Raw genomic sequence first — 19,600 nt, forward strand, 5'->3', positions numbered from 1 at the left:
TACTAGGCGATGCACCCCGGGAACAACCTGACGCGGGAGGAAGCCCGCCGGCGGGCGGAGTTGATCCAGACCCCCCTGTATGACATCTCTCTCGACCTGAGCCGGGACAGCGATGCCTTCGCTTGCGAAGCCACGATCCACTTTCTTTGCCAGGAACCCGGCGCGGACAGCTTCATCGATTTCCTCGTGCCTTCGGTCGACAGTTGCGAGCTCAACGGCGAAGAAGTGCCCAAGGAAGCGTTTAACGGCGCGCGCATCACGCTGACCAACCTTCGCGATGCGAACGAGCTGCATGTGCTGGCAACCTGCGAATACCAGAACATCGGCGCCGGACTGAACCGCTTCAAGGACCCGGTCGACCACAAGGTCTACCTCCACAGCCAGTTCGAGACGTTCGATGCCCACCGGATGTTCCCCTGCTTCGATCAGCCCGACCTCAAGGCGAGCTTCACCTTCACGGTGCTCGCTCCAAGTGATTGGGTGGTGGTCTCGAATAACCCGGGCCAGTCCCAACCGGTCGCGGGCAAAGAGAACATCAAGCGCTGGACGTTCGGCGCGACACCAAAGATGTCGTCGTACCTGACCGCGATCGTCGCCGGACCCTACCACGGGGTCCGCGATCGGCACGGTGACATCGACCTCGGCATCTTCTGCCGCCAGTCGCTGGCACAGTACCTCGATCCTGAAGAGATCTTCACGGTCACCAAGCAGGGTCTCGACTTCTACGCCGAGGCGTACAAGTACCCCTACCCATTCCAGAAATACGATCAGCTCTTCGTCCCGGAGTTCAGCGCCGGCGCCATGGAGAACATCGGCTGCGTCACGTTCAACGAGTCGATGCTGTTTCGCTCCAAAGTGACCGAGGCCGTCCGCGAAGACCGCGCCAACGCGATCCTCCACGAGATGGCCCACATGTGGTTCGGTGACCTGGTCACGATGCGCTGGTGGGACGACCTGTGGCTGAATGAGAGCTTCGCCACCTTCATGTCGGTGCTCGCCCAGGTCGAGGCGACGCGCTTCAAGAACGGGTGGGTGACGTTCGCGAACCAGTACAAGGCCGGCGCGCGCCGTCAGGATCAGTTACCGACCACGCACCCCATCGCGGCCGACGTCCCGGACATCGAGTCCGTCTACTTGAACTTCGACGCGATCACCTACAACAAGGGGGCTTGCGTTCTGCGTCAGCTGGTCGCCTACGTGAGTCAGGACACATTCCTTCGCGGGGTCCAGCGCTACATCAAGCAGCGGCAGTATTCGAATGCGAGCCTCGCCGACTTCCTCTCCGATATCGAGGCAGGCTCCGGCCGCGACCTGAAAGCCTGGTCGCAGCTCTGGCTGGAGACGGCCGGCCTCAACACGCTCCGGCCGCTGGCCAGCTCGCAAAGCGAAACGATCGGTTCCCTCGCGATCCAGCAGGAGGCACCGCCTGAATTTCCAACCATCCGGCCGCATCGCCTCGCGGTCGGTCTCTACGACCGCAAGAAAGATGGGCTGCATCTGCGCCGGCGCGTCGAGCTGGACGTCGCCGAGGAGAACACCCCGGTAACGGACTTCGATGGCGAGCACCTCGCCGACCTGTTGCTCGTCAATGACCTGGACCTGACCTACGCGAAGATTCGGCTCGACGAGCGCTCACTGGCCACCGCGACCGAACACCTCGCCGAGCTCTCCGACCCGCTGGCGCGGGCGATCACATGGGCGGCGCTCTGGGACATGCTCCGCGACGCCGAAATCCCGGCAAAGCGCTACCTCCCACTGATCCTGAAGAACATCCGGGGCGAAACCGACATCGGCGTTGTCCAGGATCTCCTCGCAGAGGCTGCCTCGGCGATCTTCGTGTACGGCGATCCGGCGAATCAGGACGCGGCGCTGAAGATCCTGGCGGACCATTCGCTTCGGGCGCTCGACGACGCCCCAGCAGGTAGCGATTTCCAGCTGGCCTGGGCGCATGCCTTCATCAACGCGGCCCGCTCGGCAGAGCATCTTTCGGTTGTGCGCGGCTTGCTCGACGGCATCAAGGTCTTCACCGGCTTGAAGGTCGATACCGACCTGCGCTGGTCGATCGTCAATGCCCTCGCCGGGGTGGGCAAGGACGACGGCCTGATCGATGCCGAGCTCGAACGTGATCCGACCGACGAGGGCCAGCGCTACGCGGCCGCGGCGCGCGCCGCACGCCCGACCGCGGAGGCGAAAGAGCAGGTCTGGGCGTCGCTGATGGAAGATCTCGCGCTGCCGCTGGCGACGATGCGGTCGATGATGCGCGGCTTTCACCGTTTTGATCAACGACGCGTGCTCGAGGCCTATGCCTCCCGATACTTCCAGGCCCTGGGGAACGTCTGGAAGGAAAGGGACATCGAGATTGGCCTCGCCTTCGCGCGCATGATGTTCCCGTCGGTGATCGTCGACGACCACACCATCAAGGTGACCGACCAGTATCTCGCACGCGAGAACGTCCCCGGACCGGTTCGCCGCGTCTTGCTCGAGGCCAAGGACGGCATGCAGCGGGCGATGCGCGCTCGGACCCTCGACGCCGCGACCTAGAAACCCTTCAGGAGAGCAATTTCGCAGCCTGCCGGGCGATCACGGCATCTTCGCGCGCCTCGATTCGCAGGATGGCGACCGGGCTGCCAGCTCGGCTGATGACGGCGTCGTTTCGGACATCCGTGGCCGGGACCGGAGTCGTCCCGAGCGGTGAAAGCCGCCCGACAATCGCCGACCGAACCGAGGCCGAGTGCTCCCCGATGCCTCCCGTGAAGACAAGGGCGTCGACGCGGGGCAGCGCGGTGGCCACCGCCGCGATCCCGGCGGCGGCGCGGCTGACGAACATGTCGATGGCGAGCCGGGCACGCCGCTTCCCCTCCCCCGCGGCCCTTTCGATCTCGCGCATGCCGGCGGCCCGGCCAAACACGCCGACCAGCCCCGACTGGTGGTCGAGCACCTCCTGCAGCTCCCGCCAGCCGGCACGCCGCGTCCGCAACATATATAAAAGGATGCCGGGGTCGATCGACCCCGAGCGGGTGCCCATCATCAGGCCTTCCATCGGCGTCAGCCCCATCGATGTGGCGACCGACCGGCCGTTGAGCACCGCGGTCACCGAGCAGCCGCTACCCAGGTGAGCCACGACCAGGGCTAGCTCAGCCGCCGGCCGACTCAACAACTCCGAAGCTCGGCCGGTGGACCACTCGACGGACAGCCCATGAAAGCCGAAGCGCCGGATGCCGTACTCGCGATGCCAGCCCCAGGGCACCGGATAGAGGAACTGCTCCTCGCTCAGGGTCGCGTGGAAGGCGGTGTCGAAGGCCGCGACCTGCGGCGTTTTCGGCAATGCCGAGCGGGCGGCACGGATGGTGGCCGCGGCCACCGGATTGTGCAGCGGTGCGAAGTCGGCCAGCGCCTCGATGCCCTTCAGAACCCGCTCGTCGACCCGCACCGCCGAGCGAAACCTGGTCCCGCCGTGCACCACCCGGTGCCCGACCGCCGCGATCCCCCCACTCTCCAGCTTCGCGAGAAGCGACCGCACTGTCCGCTCGATCCCCTTCTGCTTGGTCGCATCCACACCGAGGGAAACCTCGGCCTTGGCGATCGCGGCAAGACCGACGCTGTCGACGATGCTGCCCTTTAATGAGCTCGAGCCGACATTCAGGACGAGGACGCGCACCGCGTCAGGCCTCGTTAGTAAGGCCAGGTCCAGTCGCGCACGTCCGGCACGTCCTCCCCGTGGTCCCTGGTGTACTGCCGATGCCGGAGACGCTCATCCACCATGTGCTGGCGGACGTGCCCGGCGCTCGCGCCCAGCCCAGGAACGCGGTCGATGACGTCGATCACCAGGTGGAACCGATCAAGGTCATTGAGCATCACCATGTCGAAGGGCGTCGTCGTGGTGCCCTCCTCTTTGTATCCGCGCACATGGAGGTTGACGTGATTCTTCCGCCGGTACGTCAGGCGGTGGATCAGCCATGGATAGCCGTGATAGGCGAAGATCACCGGCTGGTTGGTGGTAAACAGCGCATCGAACTCCGCGTCCGAGAGGCCGTGCGGATGCTCTGCTTCGGGTTGGAGCTTCATCAGGTCGACCACGTTGACGACGCGGACCTTCAGATTGGGCAAGTGCCGGCGGATTAGGTCGGTGGCGGCCAGCGTTTCCAGCGTCGGGATGTCGCCGGCACAGGCCATCACCACGTCGGGTTCACCAGTGTCGTTGCTGGCCCAGTCCCAGATGCCGATCCCGCGGGTGCAGTGGACGATCGCGTCGTCCATCGACAAGTAGTTCAGCGATCGCTGCTTGCCGGCCACGATCACGTTGACGTACTGCTTGCTGCTCAGGCAATGGTCCGCGATCGAGAGCAGACAGTTGGTGTCGGGCGCCAAATAGACCCGCACGACATCGGGCTTCTTGTTGAGGACGACGTCGATGAAGCCCGGATCCTGATGGGTGAACCCGTTGTGGTCCTGGCGCCAGACGTGCGATGACAGCAGGTAATTGAACGACGGGATCGGCCGGCGCCAGGAAATCTTGTTCGTCACCTCGAGCCATTTCGCATGCTGGTTGAACATCGAGTCGACGATATGGATGAACGCTTCGTAGCAATTGAAGAGACCGTGTCGGCCGGTCAGGAGGTAGCCCTCGAGCCACCCCTGGCAGAGGTGTTCACTCAGCACCTCCATGACTCGGCCGTCGGGCGCGAGGTGGTCATCGATCGGGAGTGTCTCGGCCAGCCAGGCGCGGTTCGTCACATCGAAGACTGCACTGAGGCGATTCGACACGGTTTCATCCGGCCCCATCAAGCGGAAATTCCGTGGGTTCTTCGCGATGACGTCGCGGAGATACTGTCCCAGGACCGTGGTTGCCTCGTCGAATCTGGTCCCGGGCTTGTCGACCTTGACCGCGTAATCGCGGAAGTCTGGCAAGCGCAGCTCCTGGGTCAGCACGCCGCCATTGGCGTGCGGGTTCGCGCTCATCCGGTGCGGGCCCGTGGGTGGCAGCGCCCCCAGCTCGGCCACCAGGGTTCCGTTTTCATCGAACAGCTGCTCGGGATGGTAGCTGTGCAACCACTCGTCCAGGATCCGAAGGTGTTCCGGTTTGGTCATGTCGTCGACCGGGACCTGGTGCGACCGCCAGGTTCCCTCGACCGGCACGCCGTCCACCACTTTGGGGCCGGTCCATCCCTTGGGCGTGCGCAACACGATCATCGGCCACGGTGGACGCGTCGTCCTCCGCCTTTTCCGCGCCGCACCCTGGATGTCTTCGATCTGGTCCAGGACCAGGTCGAGGAGGGCCGCCATGCGCTGATGCATATCCATCGGGTCATCCCCGGCGATGATGTACGGCGTATAGCCATAACCTTCGAGCAAGTGGCGCAGCTCGCTCTCCGGGATTCGCGCCAGCACCGTGGGGTTTGCGATCTTCCAGCCGTTCAAGTGAAGGATCGGTAGCACGGCGCCATCGGTGATCGGGTCGAGGAACTTGTTCGAGTGCCAGCTGGCCGCGAGCGGGCCAGTCTCCGCTTCGCCGTCCCCGATCACGCAGAAGACCTTGAGGTCCGGGTTGTCGAAGGCGGCACCGTAGGCATGTGTGAGCGCGTACCCCAGCTCGCCCCCCTCGTGGATCGATCCCGGTGTCTCGGGCGCGTCGTGACTGGGGATGCCACCCGGGAATGAGAATTGCCGGAAGAGTTTTTGCAGGCCGACAGCATCTCGGCTGATCGCCGGATAGACCTCGCTGTAGGTGCCCTCGAGATAGGCGTTCGCGACCATCCCTGGTCCGCCGTGCCCGGGGCCGCAGATGAAGATCGCGTCGAGGTCCCGCTTCTTGATCACCCGGTTCATGTGCGCGTAGAGGAAATTCAGACCCGGTGTGGTCCCCCAGTGGCCCAGCAGCCGCGGTTTGACGTGTTTGACCTGGAGTGGCTCGCGTAACAACGGGTTATTCAGCAGATAAATCTGGCCAACTGAAAGGTAGTTGGCCGCCCGCCAGTAGGCGTGCAGTTTCTTGAGTTCGTCCTCGTTCAGCGGCCCGTCAGCAAGCGCCGCGGCCGGTCGCGGGCCGGTTTGCATACCCCTCACGATAACGTGACAGCCCTTTGGAGTGATTTGCGGAGATCAGCCACTAGACTGGCCGCGGGATGAGGAAACCTGTTACGAAACGCAAGTCGACCTCGCCGAAAAAGCAGAAGCCGGCGGCAAAGAGGCGCAAGCCGCCGACGCCAGCGCCAACCCCGACCCCGACACCGTCACCATCGCCAGGTCCGCGTCCGAAGGGTCCAATCCAGCACGTGGTGATCATCGTCAAGGAGAACCACGCGTTCGACAACTACTTCGGACGTTTTCCCGGTGCGGACGGCGATCCCAATCTCGCGCTCGCCGCTGATCCACCTAGCGCCGATCATCCGCACGACCATGCCGCCTGGCTCAGGCGTGCCACCGGTGCCGCGAAAGAGCAGTACGGCCAGCCGAACATCCCGAACTACTGGCGCTACGCACAGCAGTACACGCTCTGCGATAAGTACTTCACCGCCGTTGCCGGTCCATCGACGCCCAACCACCTGATGCTGATCGCGGCTGACTCGCCAATCATCAACAATCCTCATTACCGCGACCCGATCAACATGCAGCCGCCATTCAACCTTCCGTCGCTCCCAATCAACCTGGACAAAGCCGGCCTCACCTGGCGCAACTACGGTGGATACGCGCAGGGCTACATCACGGCGTTGAAGGGCAGCAAGAACAATGTCAAGGCTCCGCAATTTGCGACCGATGCCGCGGCTGGAAAACTCCCAACTGTCTCGTGGCTCTACGGACCAACCGGGATGAGCGAGCACCCCGTGGAGTCGGTCAAGAATGGCCAGCACTGGACGGCACAACAGGTCGATGCGGTCGTCAAGGGTGGCCTGTGGCCCAACACCGTGATCTTCATCACCTGGGACGACTGGGGCGGTTGGTACGACCACGTCACCCCGCCGCTGGTCGAGAAATGGACGGACGGAACCCAGTTCACCTACGGGACGCGGGTCGGATGCCTGGTGCTGAGCCCCTACGCGAAGGCGGGATACATCTCACACACTCAGCACTCGCACGTCAGCCTGGTGAAGTTCTGTGAGAAGACGTTCGGCCTGCCGACGATCAATGCTCGCGACAAGGCCTCGGATGACATGTCCGACTGCTTCGATTTCAACCAGAAGCCGCTCGCGCCTCCCGGCCCCGCCGTCTAAGGGCTGCCGTTTCCGCCATCGACAACCGTTGGAAGCAGTGTGCCCTTCCTCGAGCCGCTGCTCGCCCTCGCCGTGCTGGCCGGAGCGGCCCTGGCGTTGCTGACCGCCGGGTTGGCTGGCTTTCGCCTGGCGAAGCACCGGGCTTCACCCCAGCGGGCCGCCCTCAAGGTGATCAGCGAGCTCACGCCCGACGGCCTGAAGCAGAAGGCTCCCGCCAGCGCTGACAAGCTCGCTCGGGCTGCGCTTGCCCGACTCTGGGCGCTAACCGAGCCGGTCATGACCCGCCAGCGCCAGCTCCTCGAGCAGAACGGCGAGTTACAGCGTCGTTACGGCCAGGCCCGGGCGCTGATCGACCTGATGGCCGAGTTCAACCAGGTGATGCAGCTGACGGCAGTGCTCGATCGCCTCAGCTTTGGCTTGAGCCGCTTCTTCGCCGGCGACGGTGTCGCCATCTGGATTCGGGCGTCGCAAGGACAGTTCGAGCTCGCCGTCAAGGTCGCGGAGGAGTTTCCGACCTCGCTCAACCCCCACGATCGGTGGGTCGCCACCGTCATGGCGGGCGACGCCGGCCTCGTCCTCCCCTTCTGGCTCGACCGCGAGATGCCCTGCATGGCTGCGCCACTCCTCGACGCCCAGGGACAGCGCATTGGGATCGTCGCGCTGACGTCGCGGCGGCGTCCCGCCTATACCGTTGAGGACGGGGCCTTCCTGCGGACCGTTATCGGCCACGCCGCGCTGGCGATCCAGAACGCGACCATGTACGAGTTCATCGACACGCTTTCGCGGATCGATCCGCTGACGGGGCTGCACAACCGCCGCGAATTCGATCGCTTGCTGCAGCAAGAGCTGGCCAGTGCGGCCCAGTCGGGCCAGCGCCTCTCCCTGATCATGGCCGACATCGACCACTTCAAGCAGGTCAACGACCGCTTCGGTCACCAGGAAGGCGACCGTGCGTTGCAGCAGATGGCGCGTCTCATCCAGCAGGTGCCTCGACGCGCGACCGACGCGAGTTTCCGGATCGGGGGCGAAGAGTTCGCGATCCTGATGGGCGACACGAACAAAGCGGGTGCCGTTGACGTTTCCGAGACGCTGCGCGGGGTGACCGAGGGCGCGAAATTCCTTCCGAGCGGCGAGCCAATGACCGTCAGCCTGGGCATTGCGACCTTCCCCGACGACGGCCAGGATGGGGCGACCCTCATCGCCGCCGCCGACCGCGCCTTGTATCAGGCCAAGGCTGACGGCCGTAACCGCGTCGCCGCCGCCTAACACGCTTTTGGATTCCCTCCCCCTCTGGGGAGGGTCAGGGTGAGGGTGAGTTCACCCGCGATGCCTCCTGAGGGCGTCTTAAGCATTGGACGGCCAGAACGCCGCCCAATTCATAGGACTTATAGGAGGAAACCGTAATGTTCTCGATAACCCGACCGATCGTCCGATTGACAGCCGGCGCGCTCGCGCTGGCGGCAGGCGCCGTAACGTTCACGGGCGCGCTGCCGGCATCCGCCGATAGCCTCGGCCCATTCACCTGTACCGACTGGTCCGGGGGCGTTGCCGGCACCGCCGCCACGGTGAGCTCTGTGCGCATCGCCCACCACAACGGCTATGACCGCCTGGTCATCGGGTTCGCAACCTCCAACGCGATGCCGCAATATCAACTCACGCAGCAGGCGACGTCGAACTTCGTTCGCGACGCGAGCGGCCAACCCGTCACCCTCGCCGGCTCCGCCGGCATCCGCGCCATCCTTCGGAATGCCGACATCACCTCGGGCGCCCCGACTGACCTGAAGCCCGGGTTGCCAGCGATCCGTGAAGTGGCGCAGATCGGCAACTTCGAGCGCGTAGTGAGTTATGGCGTCGGGCTGGCGACGCCCGCGTGTTTCCGTGTTCTCGAGCTCAGCGGGCCGACTCGCCTGGTGATCGACGTCCAGACTGCGGCGGACGCTCCCGCTGCAACCGTGGCGCCGTCAACCTCGGCGCCATCAATCGCGGCGCTGTCAACGCCGGCTGGCCAGCCGGCCACCCCCTCCGATCTCGCCGCGACCGGCCACCCGTCCCAGCCGGCGCAACCGTCGACGTTCCCGTTTGGCGTCCTGATCCTGGGACTGCTCGCCGTCATCGCCGGGTTGACCATTACCGGCATCAGGCGATTCGCGAAGAAATGACTCACCCGTCCACGGCACTCGCAGCGTCGTTAGGATTGGCATGCTCATGGATCCTGCGCTCGGGCGCGTCATTGCCCGGTGGCGAGAAGGCGATCGCGATGCCTTCGAGGAGGTCGTGGATCGCTACGGCCTCCAACTCTTGCGCACCGCTCGTTTGATCTTGCGTGATGAGGCTCTCGCCGAGGATGCCATCCAGGACACGTTTCTCAAGGCCTGGCAGCGGATCGGCAGTTTGCGCGACGAAGACCCGGGACCCTGGCTCACAAAAATCGCCATGAATGAGAGCATCTCGACGTACAGGCGGCGCCATCGCTTCCAGGCGCTCACCGAACGCTTCGGCCGCCTCGGCGGTGGCAAGCCGGAGGTCTCGAGCGAAGCGCGGCTGGACCTCGCGCACGCGCTCGACAAGCTGACCGCGGAGCAACGTGCCGCGGTCGCGCTCCACTACTACCAGGACCTCAGCGTTGAAGAGACCGCGCGAGCCCTGAAAGTCCCGGTGGACACGATGAAATCGCGGCTGAAGACGGCGCTCCGTCGGCTCCGCGAGCTGACGGGTGGCGAGGAGGCGTTCGCATGAGCGACGACTTCGAGAAGAACCTCCGCGATCACTTGCATCGCGAGGCCGAGGAGACCCGCGAGTTCCCGCGTCGCTTGCGCGGCCGGATCCGCGACGGCATTGCCCCCCGCGCCCGCGTGCGAATGGTGCCGCAGCTCGCCTTGGCCGGCGCCCTCGTCCTCGTCGCGGTCGCTGTCCTGGCGTTTCGAAATCCGACGATCATCAACGTCGTCACGACTGGCATCAAGGGAATCATCGAGCCGAGCCCAACGCCCACTCCGCAACCGTTTCTCTGCCAGGACCAATCTGGAGGGTCGAGCGGAGTGACTGCGACCCTAACGAATATACGGCCGGGCTCCCACGCGGGCGATGGCTACGACCGAGTCGTTTTCGACTTCAACGGCGGTATTCCCTCCTGGGACCTCACGCGACAGCAGTCGGCGGCGTTCACGCGCGACGCCAGCGGGCAACCGGTCACACTGGACGGAAGCGCCGGCCTCAAGCTCGTGTTCCGCGGGGCGGACGTCGCCGGCGGAGTCGCCAGCGATTTGACGCCACGATATACATCGATTCGCGAAGTTGCCCAGTTGGGGAACTTCGAGCACCAACTGACCTACGGCATCGGTCTGTCATCGTCGCAATGCGTTCGCGTGCTGCAGCTGAGCAGCTCGCGGCTGGTGGTCGACGTCGCCACCACAGGTTCAGCCTCGACGACGGCCGCCCCGACACCACTGCCGACGCAACCGGCGGCGACGGATTCGGGCTCGTTCGCTTGCCTCGATCACAGCGGCGGAGCTGATACCGGGCCGGCGATGCAACTGACCGCCGTGCGCGTCGCCCATCAGACCGGCTTCGACCGGATCGTCTTCGAATTCGCACCCCAGGCCGGCGCAACCGCGCACATTCCCGCCTACACGGTGTCGCGGCAGGCGTCGGCGAAGTTCGTCAAAGATCCGAGCGGTCTGCCGGTGACGATGCGCGGGTCAGCAGGTCTCCGCATCGTCTTCCATGGCGCAAGCGGTGCATCGAGCTACAACGGCAGTCGCGACCAGATCTCCAACCTTCCCGTCATCCAGGAGGTCGAGCAACTCGGCGACTTCGAGGCGGTCCTGAGCTGGGGCGCCGGTCTATCGCGAGCCTCCTGCATTCGCACCCTCGAGCTCAATAATCCCACCCGGCTCGTAATCGACGTCCAGACGCCCTGACCGCTTCCTGGAACCTTTACCCGATTCCCGCGTCTTAGTCCTGTGGGTCCGCCGTCACGACGAATCCTGATCGGGAGTACCGGGCTCCTCTTGCTCCTGATCGCCGGCGTGCTTGCCCTGCTCCTGATGTCTCGACCTGAGGCAGCTCCCAGTGGGCCGCCGTCGATCCGCGGGACCATCACGAGTCTGACTCCCGTTGCGGGCCAGGGCGTCATCCTCGTCGAGGAGCGCCCGCAGGACCAGGCCGGCTCTAACAAGGCGAGCGTCACCGTCAACGCGGCGACACGCATCTATCGTGGCCGGGTGAGCGCCTCGACGACAGGGTCATTCGGTGACCTGCGAAATGGGCAGCAAGTCGAGGTGTGGTTCGACGGGCCGGTGCTCACCTCGTATCCAGTCCAGGCGACCGCAAGCGTGATCGTTATCCCCTAGAGCGAGGGCGGGAATCCCTGCCGCTATCGGGGACTTTCGGCCGAAGGCTTGAACGGCGCCCCGTGCCCGGGGACGATGAGTCCGGCGATCTCCAGTACCCGCGCCCGGTGGCGATGGAGCGCCGACGGGTCAGACGCCAGGGGATCCTCCGCCGGACCGCTCGCCGACCACCAGAGATGGGTGAACGCCACGTTGCCCTCGCTGGTCATGACGATCGTCGTGATGTCCTGCGGCGTGTGCCCAGGTGTTTCGAGCAGGTGAATCGATGGGCTGAGCACAAACCCCTCCGCCGGGCGCTGTTCCCAGACGTCGCCCCGATAGATCGCCCAGAAGTCGTGAAACCGGGCGTTCGGAAAGAGTGCCGCGTTGAGCGTGTGGTCCGGGTGATGGTGGGAAAAGATGACGTCCGTGATCTCGTCTGGCGAATGAACCAGCTTCTCGAGCGGGCGCAGAATGGCGGCCGGTTCCGGCACCATTCCCGGGTCGATGATCACCCAGACGTGGCCGTCGCGCACGAAGCTTACCGTGCCGGCGACGCGATCCCCGACGTAACCGGTGAAGAGGACCTGGAATTCAGCAGCCACGGCTCGTCGATTGTACGAATAGTCCAAGTGACATCCTGCGAATACTCCAATTGACATCCCTTACCGAGTCTGAATAAATCGAAGGACCAATAGCGGCCGCTTGACAAGGAAGGAGGATCCATTGTGAGTGTTACCGACGATCTGTTGAAGAACAACGAGGCGTATGCGCGATCGTTCAGCGCGGGCAATCTGACACTGCCACCGGCCAAGAAGCTGTTCGTCCTGGCCTGCATGGACGCCCGGCTGCACGTCAGCAAGATCCTGGGGCTCCAGGAAGGCGATGCCCATGTCTTCCGTAATGCTGGCGGCGTCGCCACCATGGATGCGATCCGGTCGCTGACGATCTCCCAGCGGCTGCTGGGCACCGAAGAAGTCATCCTCATCCACCACACCGACTGCGGCATGCTGACCTTCAAGGACGATGAGGTCAGCGCCCAGATCGAGGAGGACACCGGAATCCGGCCTGCGTTCCGGCTCGAGGCGTTCTCGAACCTCGAGAAGGACGTGCGCCAGTCGATCGCCCGAATCAAGGCCAGCCCCTTCATCCCGCGCAAAGACAAGCTGCGCGGCTTCGTCTATGACGTCAAATCGGGGCGGCTCAACGAAGTCGCCGTGGAGGCCGCCACCGCCAGGCGGTAGCTCCAGCCCGATGCCGGTGGCGTCTCTAATGACGTCACCGGCACACGCCGGACCGTCGCAAGGTCCCGGCTGGCCGACATCCCCGAGCGGGTTAGCAAGCCCCTCGGAACAACGCCGTTACATTTGCCGTGATTTGGCCCCGGCTTTCGCCAACGCGGTCGGCGGTCTTCTTCACGATCAATGCGTTCGCGATCTCCTGGCTGTGCTGGCTCCCGTTGGTGGCGTCCGAGCGCGGGCTGAACCTGATCCCTCTGTCGGTCTCGCCCCTACTGGTACTGCTGGGGACCTTCGGACCATTCTTCAGCGCCGTCACCATGGTCGCGCGCAGGTCGGGGTTCCGTGGCCTCGGTCAGTTCCTCGGCCAGGCCCTCCGCTGGCGCGTTGGCCTCCAGTGGTACGCCTACGCGCTCCTCGCACCGGCTGCGATCCGCCTCATCGTCATCGCCCTCCACATTTCGAAAGGTGGGTCCGTTTCGGACTTGACGGATCCGGCGCGCTGGCTGGCCATCCCCTCGACCTTCTTGATCGTGCTCCTCATCGGCGGACCGACCGGCGAGGAGTTTGGATGGCGCGGCTTTCTGCTGCAGCGCGTGCAGCCGCTCTGCGGACTGCTGGGCGCCGCCATCTTGATCGGGGTGGTTTCGGCCCTCTGGCACCTACCCCTCTTCTGGATCTCGGGCACCGCGCAAAGCCACCTGCCCTTCGCCCTCTTTGTCGTGCGTACGGTGGCGCTCTCGGTCATTTCAACCTGGCTCTACAACGGCACCCGCAGGAGCCTGCTGTTCGTCCTCCTCTTCCACGCGTCGCTCAACACCTGGCCCAACACCGTCTCCATCCTCGAGGCGCAGGGGACGATCGCTCCCTATACGAGCACGACCATCATTTATGCGGGATGGGCGGCACAGTTGGTGATCCTGGGCCTGCTCCGCGGCCGAGGCGAACGCCGAAAGCCGCAGGAGGCGTCCCCGGCCGTCGCTGCCTGAGTCAACCACGCGAGGGATCGCCTCATTCGCGCGGTTGATTCGTTTCTCGGCCGACATGGCTACCCTGTAGCCAGTGGAAACGGGCGCCCACGGATGGGGCTGGATTGGGCGGCTGCAGCCGCGCACCTTCGATCGGGTGCTGGTTGGGGTGCTCCTCCTCTTCGGATTGATCAACGCACTCCTCGACCTGCGGTTGGCCGAACGCGAGCCCGGTTATCCGTTCCGTGCGCAGACGGGCCTGGCGATCGCGGTTGTTCTTGGCCTTGCCCTGATGCTGGTGCAGGTCCTGCCGTTGCTCTGGCGACGAAGTTATCCCAGCCTCGTTCTCCTTCTTGTCGGCGGCGCCTTCGGCGCCAGGGTTTTGCTGGGTTTCAGTCCGGGCATCGCCGGGTTCGGGCTCCTGGTCGCGATGTACAGCGTCGCTGCGTACGAAGTGCGGGCTCGTCGATTGGTTTTTCTGGTCGTTGCGGGACTGGGATTCGTCGCCGGCTTCGTCGTCTTCGGCGTCACGGGCAATCCCCGGTCCTTCGCCATCACCGTCCCCAGTCTGTTCTTCGTCGCCGCCTGGCTGATCGGTGACTACCTTCGGACCCGGCGCGCCTATGTGGCGCAGCTGGAGGAGCGGGCGGCGCGGCTCGAGCGTGAGCGCGATCAGGACCGCCGGCTCGCCGCCGACGAGGAGCGCACGCGGATTGCGCGCGAGCTTCACGACGTCGTTGCCCATGATGTCAGTGTGATTGCGATCCAGGCCGGGGCGGCCCGGGCGGTGCAAGCGAGCAAGCCGGAGGCGGCGGCGCAGGCCCTGAGTCTCATCGAAACGACGGCGCGGGAGACCCTCATCGAGTTGAACCGGCTGCTCGGGGTGCTGCGCGGCGGGAACGGAGCCACGCCGGATCGCAGCCCGCAGCCAGGGATTGGCCAACTATCTGGTCTCGTGGAGGAACTGCGTGCCGCGGGGCTCGAGGTCGACGCTCGCGTCGAGGGTAAGGCCAAACCGCTGCCGCCCGCACTCGACCTCTCCGCCTATCGCATCCTCCAGGAGGCGACCACCAACGTCCTCAAGCACGCCCGCGCCCGCCGGGTCGACATCCGCGTGCGCTACAGCGAGACGACGCTCGCGCTCGACATCCGCGATGACGGCGCCGGGGATGGCGGTGATCCTGCCTCGGCGTCTGGTCACGGATTGATCGGCATGCGCGAGCGGGTCGCGCTGTTTGGCGGCAAGTTGCACGCCGGGCGCAATCGCGCGGGCGGATTCTCGGTCCACGCGCGCCTGCCGCTCGAGCCCGCACCGTGATGCCGATACGCGTGTTGATCGTCGACGACCAGGCGCTCGTCCGAGCCGGGTTTCGCATGATCCTGGAAGCCCAGCCTGACCTCGAAGTCGTCGGTGAGGCCGGAGACGGATCCGCGGCGATCGACGCGGTCCGCACGCTCCAGCCGGATGTCGTCCTGATGGACGTTCGGATGCCGGGCGTCGATGGCATCGAGGCTACCCGGCGACTGACCGAGGCCGGTGTGCCAGGCAGGATCGTGATCCTGACCACTTACGACCTGGACGAATACGTCTTCGACGCGCTGGCCGCCGGCGCCAGCGGCTTCCTGCTCAAGCACGTCCCGCCGGAAGAGCTGGTCCGCGGCGTGCGGGTGGCGGCGAGTGGCGAGGCGCTGCTCGCGCCATCGATCACCAAGCGGCTCATCGAGGAGTTTGCGAAGCAACGCGCGCCCGTCCGTGCCAGCGGCACCGACTTGAAGAGCCTGACCGATCGAGAGCGCGAGGTGCTGACACTCCTGGGCCGCGGGCTCTCCAACCCGGAGATCGCTAAAGACCTGAAGGTCGGAGAGGCCACGGTCAAGACGCACGTCGCCCATGTGCTCGACAAGCTGGAACTGCGCGACCGCGTCCAGGCCGTGATCTTCGCCTACGAGATCGGCCTGATCAAACCCGGCGCCGCCTAACTCCGCCGCGAGGCGGAGCCCGGCTCCCCCGCGCAGCGGACCCAAAGATCGGGCGCACAGGTGACGACGCGGGGCTGTTGCACCCCTACCGTGAACGTCACAGTTCGTTTGTGAAGGAGATGCCAATGGCAAATGGAAACGTCATCACGACCCACGGCCTGACGAAGCGTTATGGCCCGTCGATCATGGCGGTCGATGCCCTCGACCTCGAGGTGCACCGGGGCGAGGTTTTCGGGTTCCTCGGCCCCAATGGGGCCGGCAAGACGACGACCCTGCGCATGTTGCTGGGGCTCATCAAGCCAACGTCCGGATCGGCCGTTGTGGCCGAGCACCGGCCGGGCCACCCGGAGGGTCTGCGGCGGATCGGGTCGCTCGTCGAGTCGCCCGCGTTTTATCCCTATCTTTCCGGTCGAGAGAATCTCAAGATCGTCTCGGACTACGCCGGGATTCCACACACGCGCGTCGACGCGGCGCTCGAGGAAGTCGACCTCGCCGATCGGGCGAAGGATCGATTCGGGACCTACTCGATGGGCATGAAGCAGCGCCTCGCCGTCGCGGCAGCGTTGATCAAGGACCCGGAGCTCATGATCCTCGACGAGCCGACCAACGGGCTCGACCCCCAGGGCGTTGTTGAAATGCGGTCCCTGATCCGCCGGCTCGGCAGCGGGAATCGGACGGTCATGCTCTCCAGCCACCTGCTGAACGAGGTCCAGCAGATCAGTGACCGCGTCGCGATCATCCGCAAGGGCAAGCTGGTCGCCCAGGGCACGGTCCACGAATTGCGCGGCGAGTCCGCGATCGTCGTCAGGGTGACCCCGGTCGATGCCGCTCGTCGGCAGCTGGACCGGATGCTTGGCGCCTCGGCGGTGACGGCCGTCGATGGCACGCTTCGGCTCTCGGTGAACCCGGACCGGGCCGCCGATATCAACGATGCGCTCGTCGGTGCCGGGATCAGAGTCAGCGAGTTGCGCGCGGTCGAACGGACTCTCGAGGAAGTTTTCCTGACGCTCACAGGAGAAACAGCATGATCAACAGTTTCAAAGCGGAATGGCGTAAGTTGCGGCAACGGCCGGCGGTCTGGGTGCTCGGCGGCATCATGCTGGCTGCGCTCTTGCTGTTCGGCTACGCGTTCAACTGGATCCAACTTTCTTTTCCCTCGAAGAACTTTCATGGCGAGGGAGGCCTGACCATCGCCCAACTGAAGACGGCGCTCTACCCGATCGACTTCGTCAAGAATTCGCTGGAGGGCGTCGGCATTGTTGGCAGCATCCTCACGTTGATTCTGGGCGCGCTCGTGGTCGGTAGTGAGTTTGGCTGGGGCACGGTGAAGACGGTCTACACACAGCGGCCTGGTCGGCTACAGGCGCTGGCCGGACAGGTGGGCGTCGTCAGCGTGATCGCCGCCATCTTTACGGTCGCGTTCTATGCAGTGGCCGCGCTTGCCAGCCTCGGCATCGCGCTCGGTGATCACGTGGCGATCACCTGGCCGGCCGCGATCGACATCCTCAAGGCACTGGGCGCGACCTGGCTGATCTTCGAGTCCTGGAGCCTGTTCGGCATGGCGCTCGCCTTTCTCTTCCGTCAGTCCGCGATGGCGATCGGCATCGGGCTCGCCTACGTGTTGGCCATCGAGGGCATCCTCTTCCGGCTGCTGGGCGGCTTCGACGCCGGCTGGGTGACGACGGTCGAGAAGTTCTTCCTTGGCCAGAACGCGTCGGCATTGATCAAGTCGTTCGGCCAGCCCTTCCCGAGCCCTGGAGCTGCGGCACCGATTGTTACCGCAGGTGTCGCGGTACTCGTCCTGGCTGTCTACGCGCTCGTCTTTACGGGCGTGAGCTCGCTGATCGTGCGCACTCGCGACGTCACATAAGGTCCCCCCTCCCGAGAGGAGCGCGTTTCCCCCGCGCTCCTCTTTTTTCTTTCCGTCCCTCAGGAGCAGTCAGCTTCGGTAGATAAGCAGCGGCACGAGCTGCTCGGCCGCCGTCAACGATCCGTGATGGCCGTTCAAGCGGGCCTGCGCCGGGTCGATCTCGCGCTGAACGATTCCCACCTGGCCATAGGCCGCCGCCACGATGTCCCCCATCCGGCCGCTGGCACGGTCGCTGACCCGCGGGCCGAAGATGCCGGTCGCAACCGCTTCCTCGCGTGTCCAGACCCACATCCGGTCGCCCAGCCTGGATCGCCAGGCGTTGAGCACGTCATTTGTGGCGCCCGGTACCGTGCCGACGTAGCGCGCCCGTGCCTCGCCACCCAGGATTCGGACGCCGAGCGAGCGGGCCCCGTACCGGGGAAGCGGGGGCCCCGGAGATGTCTGGCGCGTCACCAAATGGACCTTGCCCGGCTACCAAGTGATTGGTAAGCTAGGGCAATCTTGGTCACCGTGGGTACCATGATTTGTTTGACTTTGGCACAACCGTTTTGTATACAGGTAGCCAGTGCCCAAGACTAACCATCCCCGGCGCCCAAAGCTCGGCGTGACGGAGCGCCAGACCTCCGGCGGGGGTACGAACGGGTCGAATGGCTCGCGGGCCAACGGCGCAGAGCGGCGACACGCGCCGGGCATCGCCCAGGAGGACGCCGAGCTCATCCTTCATGTCCTTCGCGAATTGCGAAAGGGCAACTTCTCGGTCCGGATGCCCCTGACCACGAACGGGGCCATGGGCAAGATCGCGGCCGAGCTCAACGGCATCATCGAGCTCAATGAGCGCAACGCCAAGAACCTCTCGGGCGTGGCCCGCGTCATCGGGGCCGTCGCCGGGGGCGATCTCTTCCAGACGATGGAGCTCGAGCTGGACGGCCGGCCGCTCGAGGGCCAGTTCCTCCGAACCGCCCGCACGGTCAACGCCATGGTTCAGCAGCTGCGCTCCTTCACCTCCGAGGTGACCCGCGTTGCCAGCGAGGTCGGCACCGAGGGCAAGCTCGGCGGCCAGGCCCATGTCAAAGGGGCGGCCGGTGTCTGGAAAGACCTGACGGACAACGTCAACTTGATGGCCGCCAACCTGACCGCCCAGGTGCGCAACATCGCCGACGTCACCACCGCCGTCGCCAAGGGCGACCTCTCGAAACAGATCACGGTCGACGTTCGCGGCGAGATCCTCGAGCTGAAGAACACGATCAACAGCATGGTCGATCAACTGAACGGGTTCGCCGGCGAGGTCACCCGCGTGGCGCGCGAGGTCGGCACCGAAGGTCGCCTGGGCGGTCAGGCCAGCGTGCCGGGTGCGTCCGGCACGTGGAAGGACCTCACTCAGCAGGTCAACCAGCTCGCCGCCAATCTCACGACCCAGGTGCGTAACATCGCCGAGGTCACGACCGCCGTGCAGAAGGGCGACCTCTCCAAGAAGATCACGGTCGAGGTCCGGGGCGAGATCCTCGAGCTGAAGGACACGATCAACGTCATGGTCGACCAGCTGAACGCCTTCGCCTCGGAAGTCACGCGCGTGGCGCGCGAGGTGGGCACCGAGGGCCGGCTGGGCGGCCAGGCGCACGTCCCAGGGGCATCCGGAACCTGGCGCGACCTGACCGACAACGTCAACTCGATGGCCGGAAACCTGACCGCGCAGGTGCGCAACATCGCCGACGTCACCACCGCCGTCGCCCGAGGCGATCTCTCCAAGAAGATCACGGTCGACGTCCATGGCGAGATCCGCGAGCTGAAGGACACGATCAACGTCATGGTCGATCAGCTCAACGGCTTCGCCTCCGAAGTCACCCGGGTCGCACGCGAGGTCGGAACCGAGGGCAAGCTCGGCGGGCAGGCGCAGGTCCCGGGCGTGGGCGGCACCTGGGCCGACCTCACTGACAACGTCAACGCCATGGCGGCGAACCTCACAGGCCAGGTCCGCAACATCGCCGAAGTGACCACCGCCGTTGCG

At 65.2% G+C, this 19,600-nt stretch carries 18 protein-coding genes; 14 read left to right on the forward strand and 4 right to left on the reverse strand.

What is annotated here, in order from left to right; translation table 11 throughout:
- Positions 1-9: 9 nt before the first annotated feature.
- Positions 10-2,541: an aminopeptidase N gene (gene pepN, locus VHK65_11140; GenBank protein HVS06702.1), complete on the forward strand. Its 2,532-nt coding sequence runs from the start codon at positions 10-12 to the stop codon at positions 2,539-2,541.
- A 7-nt stretch (positions 2,542-2,548) separates the two neighbouring features.
- Here the strand turns inward: pepN and VHK65_11145 are convergent, their stop codons facing one another.
- On the reverse strand, positions 2,549-3,658 hold the full coding sequence (locus VHK65_11145; GenBank protein ID HVS06703.1) for an acetate/propionate family kinase: 1,110 nt from the start codon (positions 3,656-3,658) through the stop codon (positions 2,549-2,551).
- A gap of 14 nt (positions 3,659-3,672) precedes the next feature.
- Entirely contained in the window at positions 3,673-6,054 is a 2,382-nt protein-coding gene (locus VHK65_11150) for a phosphoketolase family protein (protein ID HVS06704.1), read from the reverse strand.
- A 68-nt stretch (positions 6,055-6,122) separates the two neighbouring features.
- On the opposite strand from VHK65_11150, the gene VHK65_11155 reads away from it, so the two are divergent.
- From VHK65_11155 to VHK65_11180, 6 genes are all read left to right on the forward strand, one after another.
- Positions 6,123-7,208, forward strand: coding sequence for an alkaline phosphatase family protein (locus VHK65_11155; GenBank protein HVS06705.1), 1,086 nt, complete (start codon positions 6,123-6,125; stop codon positions 7,206-7,208).
- 39 nt (positions 7,209-7,247) lie between these two features.
- On the forward strand, positions 7,248-8,474 hold the full coding sequence (locus tag VHK65_11160) for a diguanylate cyclase (protein HVS06706.1): 1,227 nt from the start codon (positions 7,248-7,250) through the stop codon (positions 8,472-8,474).
- A 137-nt stretch (positions 8,475-8,611) separates the two neighbouring features.
- Complete coding sequence (locus VHK65_11165) at positions 8,612-9,367, forward strand: hypothetical protein (protein ID HVS06707.1); 756 nt, start codon at positions 8,612-8,614, stop codon at positions 9,365-9,367.
- Positions 9,368-9,413: 46 nt separating this feature from the next.
- Positions 9,414-9,944 carry a sigma-70 family RNA polymerase sigma factor gene (locus VHK65_11170; GenBank protein ID HVS06708.1) on the forward strand — a complete coding sequence of 177 codons (531 nt, stop codon included), beginning with the start codon at positions 9,414-9,416 and terminating at the stop codon, positions 9,942-9,944.
- A complete protein-coding gene (locus VHK65_11175) occupies positions 9,941-11,128 on the forward strand; it encodes a hypothetical protein (protein ID HVS06709.1) in 1,188 nt (395 codons plus the stop codon). Before VHK65_11170 ends, VHK65_11175 begins: the two co-directional genes overlap by 4 nt.
- A 42-nt stretch (positions 11,129-11,170) precedes the next feature.
- The gene (locus tag VHK65_11180) at positions 11,171-11,560 is read left to right on the forward strand and encodes a DUF3221 domain-containing protein (GenBank protein HVS06710.1); all 390 of its coding nucleotides are present in this window, start codon (positions 11,171-11,173) and stop codon (positions 11,558-11,560) included.
- A 23-nt stretch (positions 11,561-11,583) separates the two neighbouring features.
- Here the strand turns inward: VHK65_11180 and VHK65_11185 are convergent, their stop codons facing one another.
- Positions 11,584-12,144, reverse strand: a complete 561-nt coding sequence (locus VHK65_11185; protein ID HVS06711.1) for an MBL fold metallo-hydrolase — start codon at positions 12,142-12,144, stop codon at positions 11,584-11,586.
- A gap of 123 nt (positions 12,145-12,267) precedes the next feature.
- Here VHK65_11185 and VHK65_11190 point away from each other — a divergent pair, with 123 nt between their 5' ends.
- The 6 genes from VHK65_11190 to VHK65_11215 all read left to right on the forward strand — a co-directional run bounded on the left by VHK65_11190 (position 12,268) and on the right by VHK65_11215 (position 17,595).
- Entirely contained in the window at positions 12,268-12,783 is a 516-nt protein-coding gene (locus VHK65_11190) for a carbonic anhydrase (GenBank protein ID HVS06712.1), read from the forward strand.
- 128 nt (positions 12,784-12,911) lie between these two features.
- The gene (locus VHK65_11195) at positions 12,912-13,766 is read left to right on the forward strand and encodes a CPBP family intramembrane glutamic endopeptidase (GenBank protein ID HVS06713.1); all 855 of its coding nucleotides are present in this window, start codon (positions 12,912-12,914) and stop codon (positions 13,764-13,766) included.
- Between the two features lie 73 nt (positions 13,767-13,839).
- Positions 13,840-15,063: a sensor histidine kinase gene (locus tag VHK65_11200; protein HVS06714.1), complete on the forward strand. Its 1,224-nt coding sequence runs from the start codon at positions 13,840-13,842 to the stop codon at positions 15,061-15,063.
- The gene (locus tag VHK65_11205) at positions 15,063-15,725 is read left to right on the forward strand and encodes a response regulator transcription factor (protein ID HVS06715.1); all 663 of its coding nucleotides are present in this window, start codon (positions 15,063-15,065) and stop codon (positions 15,723-15,725) included. The genes VHK65_11200 and VHK65_11205 overlap by 1 nt, the downstream gene beginning before the upstream one ends.
- 125 nt (positions 15,726-15,850) lie before the next feature.
- The gene (locus tag VHK65_11210; GenBank protein HVS06716.1) at positions 15,851-16,753 is read left to right on the forward strand and encodes an ABC transporter ATP-binding protein; all 903 of its coding nucleotides are present in this window, start codon (positions 15,851-15,853) and stop codon (positions 16,751-16,753) included.
- Positions 16,750-17,595, forward strand: a complete 846-nt coding sequence (locus VHK65_11215; GenBank protein HVS06717.1) for an ABC transporter permease — start codon at positions 16,750-16,752, stop codon at positions 17,593-17,595. Before VHK65_11210 ends, VHK65_11215 begins: the two co-directional genes overlap by 4 nt.
- A 69-nt stretch (positions 17,596-17,664) precedes the next feature.
- Here VHK65_11215 and VHK65_11220 read toward each other — a convergent pair whose 3' ends face one another.
- On the reverse strand, positions 17,665-18,048 hold the full coding sequence (locus VHK65_11220; GenBank protein HVS06718.1) for a hypothetical protein: 384 nt from the start codon (positions 18,046-18,048) through the stop codon (positions 17,665-17,667).
- 238 nt (positions 18,049-18,286) lie between these two features.
- Between VHK65_11220 and VHK65_11225 the strand changes: the two genes are divergently transcribed.
- Positions 18,287-19,600, forward strand: a 1,314-nt coding sequence (locus VHK65_11225; protein ID HVS06719.1) for a HAMP domain-containing protein, incomplete at its 3' end; no start/stop codon positions are given.

Source organism: Candidatus Dormiibacterota bacterium (genome assembly GCA_035544955.1).
GTDB lineage: Bacteria > Chloroflexota > Dormibacteria > CF-121 > CF-121 > CF-13.

Excerpts from the sequence above, each read along its gene's own strand:
- pepN (HVS06702.1), top strand. The coding sequence starts at position 10 with ATGCACCCCGGGAACAACCTGACGCGGGAGGAAGCCCGCCGGCGGGCG.
- VHK65_11150 (HVS06704.1), bottom strand. The coding sequence starts at position 6,054 with ATGCAAACCGGCCCGCGACCGGCCGCGGCGCTTGCTGACGGGCCGCTG.
- VHK65_11155 (HVS06705.1), top strand. The coding sequence starts at position 6,123 with ATGAGGAAACCTGTTACGAAACGCAAGTCGACCTCGCCGAAAAAGCAG.
- VHK65_11165 (HVS06707.1), top strand. The coding sequence starts at position 8,612 with ATGTTCTCGATAACCCGACCGATCGTCCGATTGACAGCCGGCGCGCTC.
- VHK65_11170 (HVS06708.1), top strand. The coding sequence starts at position 9,414 with ATGGATCCTGCGCTCGGGCGCGTCATTGCCCGGTGGCGAGAAGGCGAT.
- VHK65_11175 (HVS06709.1), top strand. The coding sequence starts at position 9,941 with ATGAGCGACGACTTCGAGAAGAACCTCCGCGATCACTTGCATCGCGAG.
- VHK65_11205 (HVS06715.1), top strand. The coding sequence starts at position 15,063 with ATGCCGATACGCGTGTTGATCGTCGACGACCAGGCGCTCGTCCGAGCC.
- VHK65_11210 (HVS06716.1), top strand. The coding sequence starts at position 15,851 with ATGGCAAATGGAAACGTCATCACGACCCACGGCCTGACGAAGCGTTAT.
- VHK65_11215 (HVS06717.1), top strand. The coding sequence starts at position 16,750 with ATGATCAACAGTTTCAAAGCGGAATGGCGTAAGTTGCGGCAACGGCCG.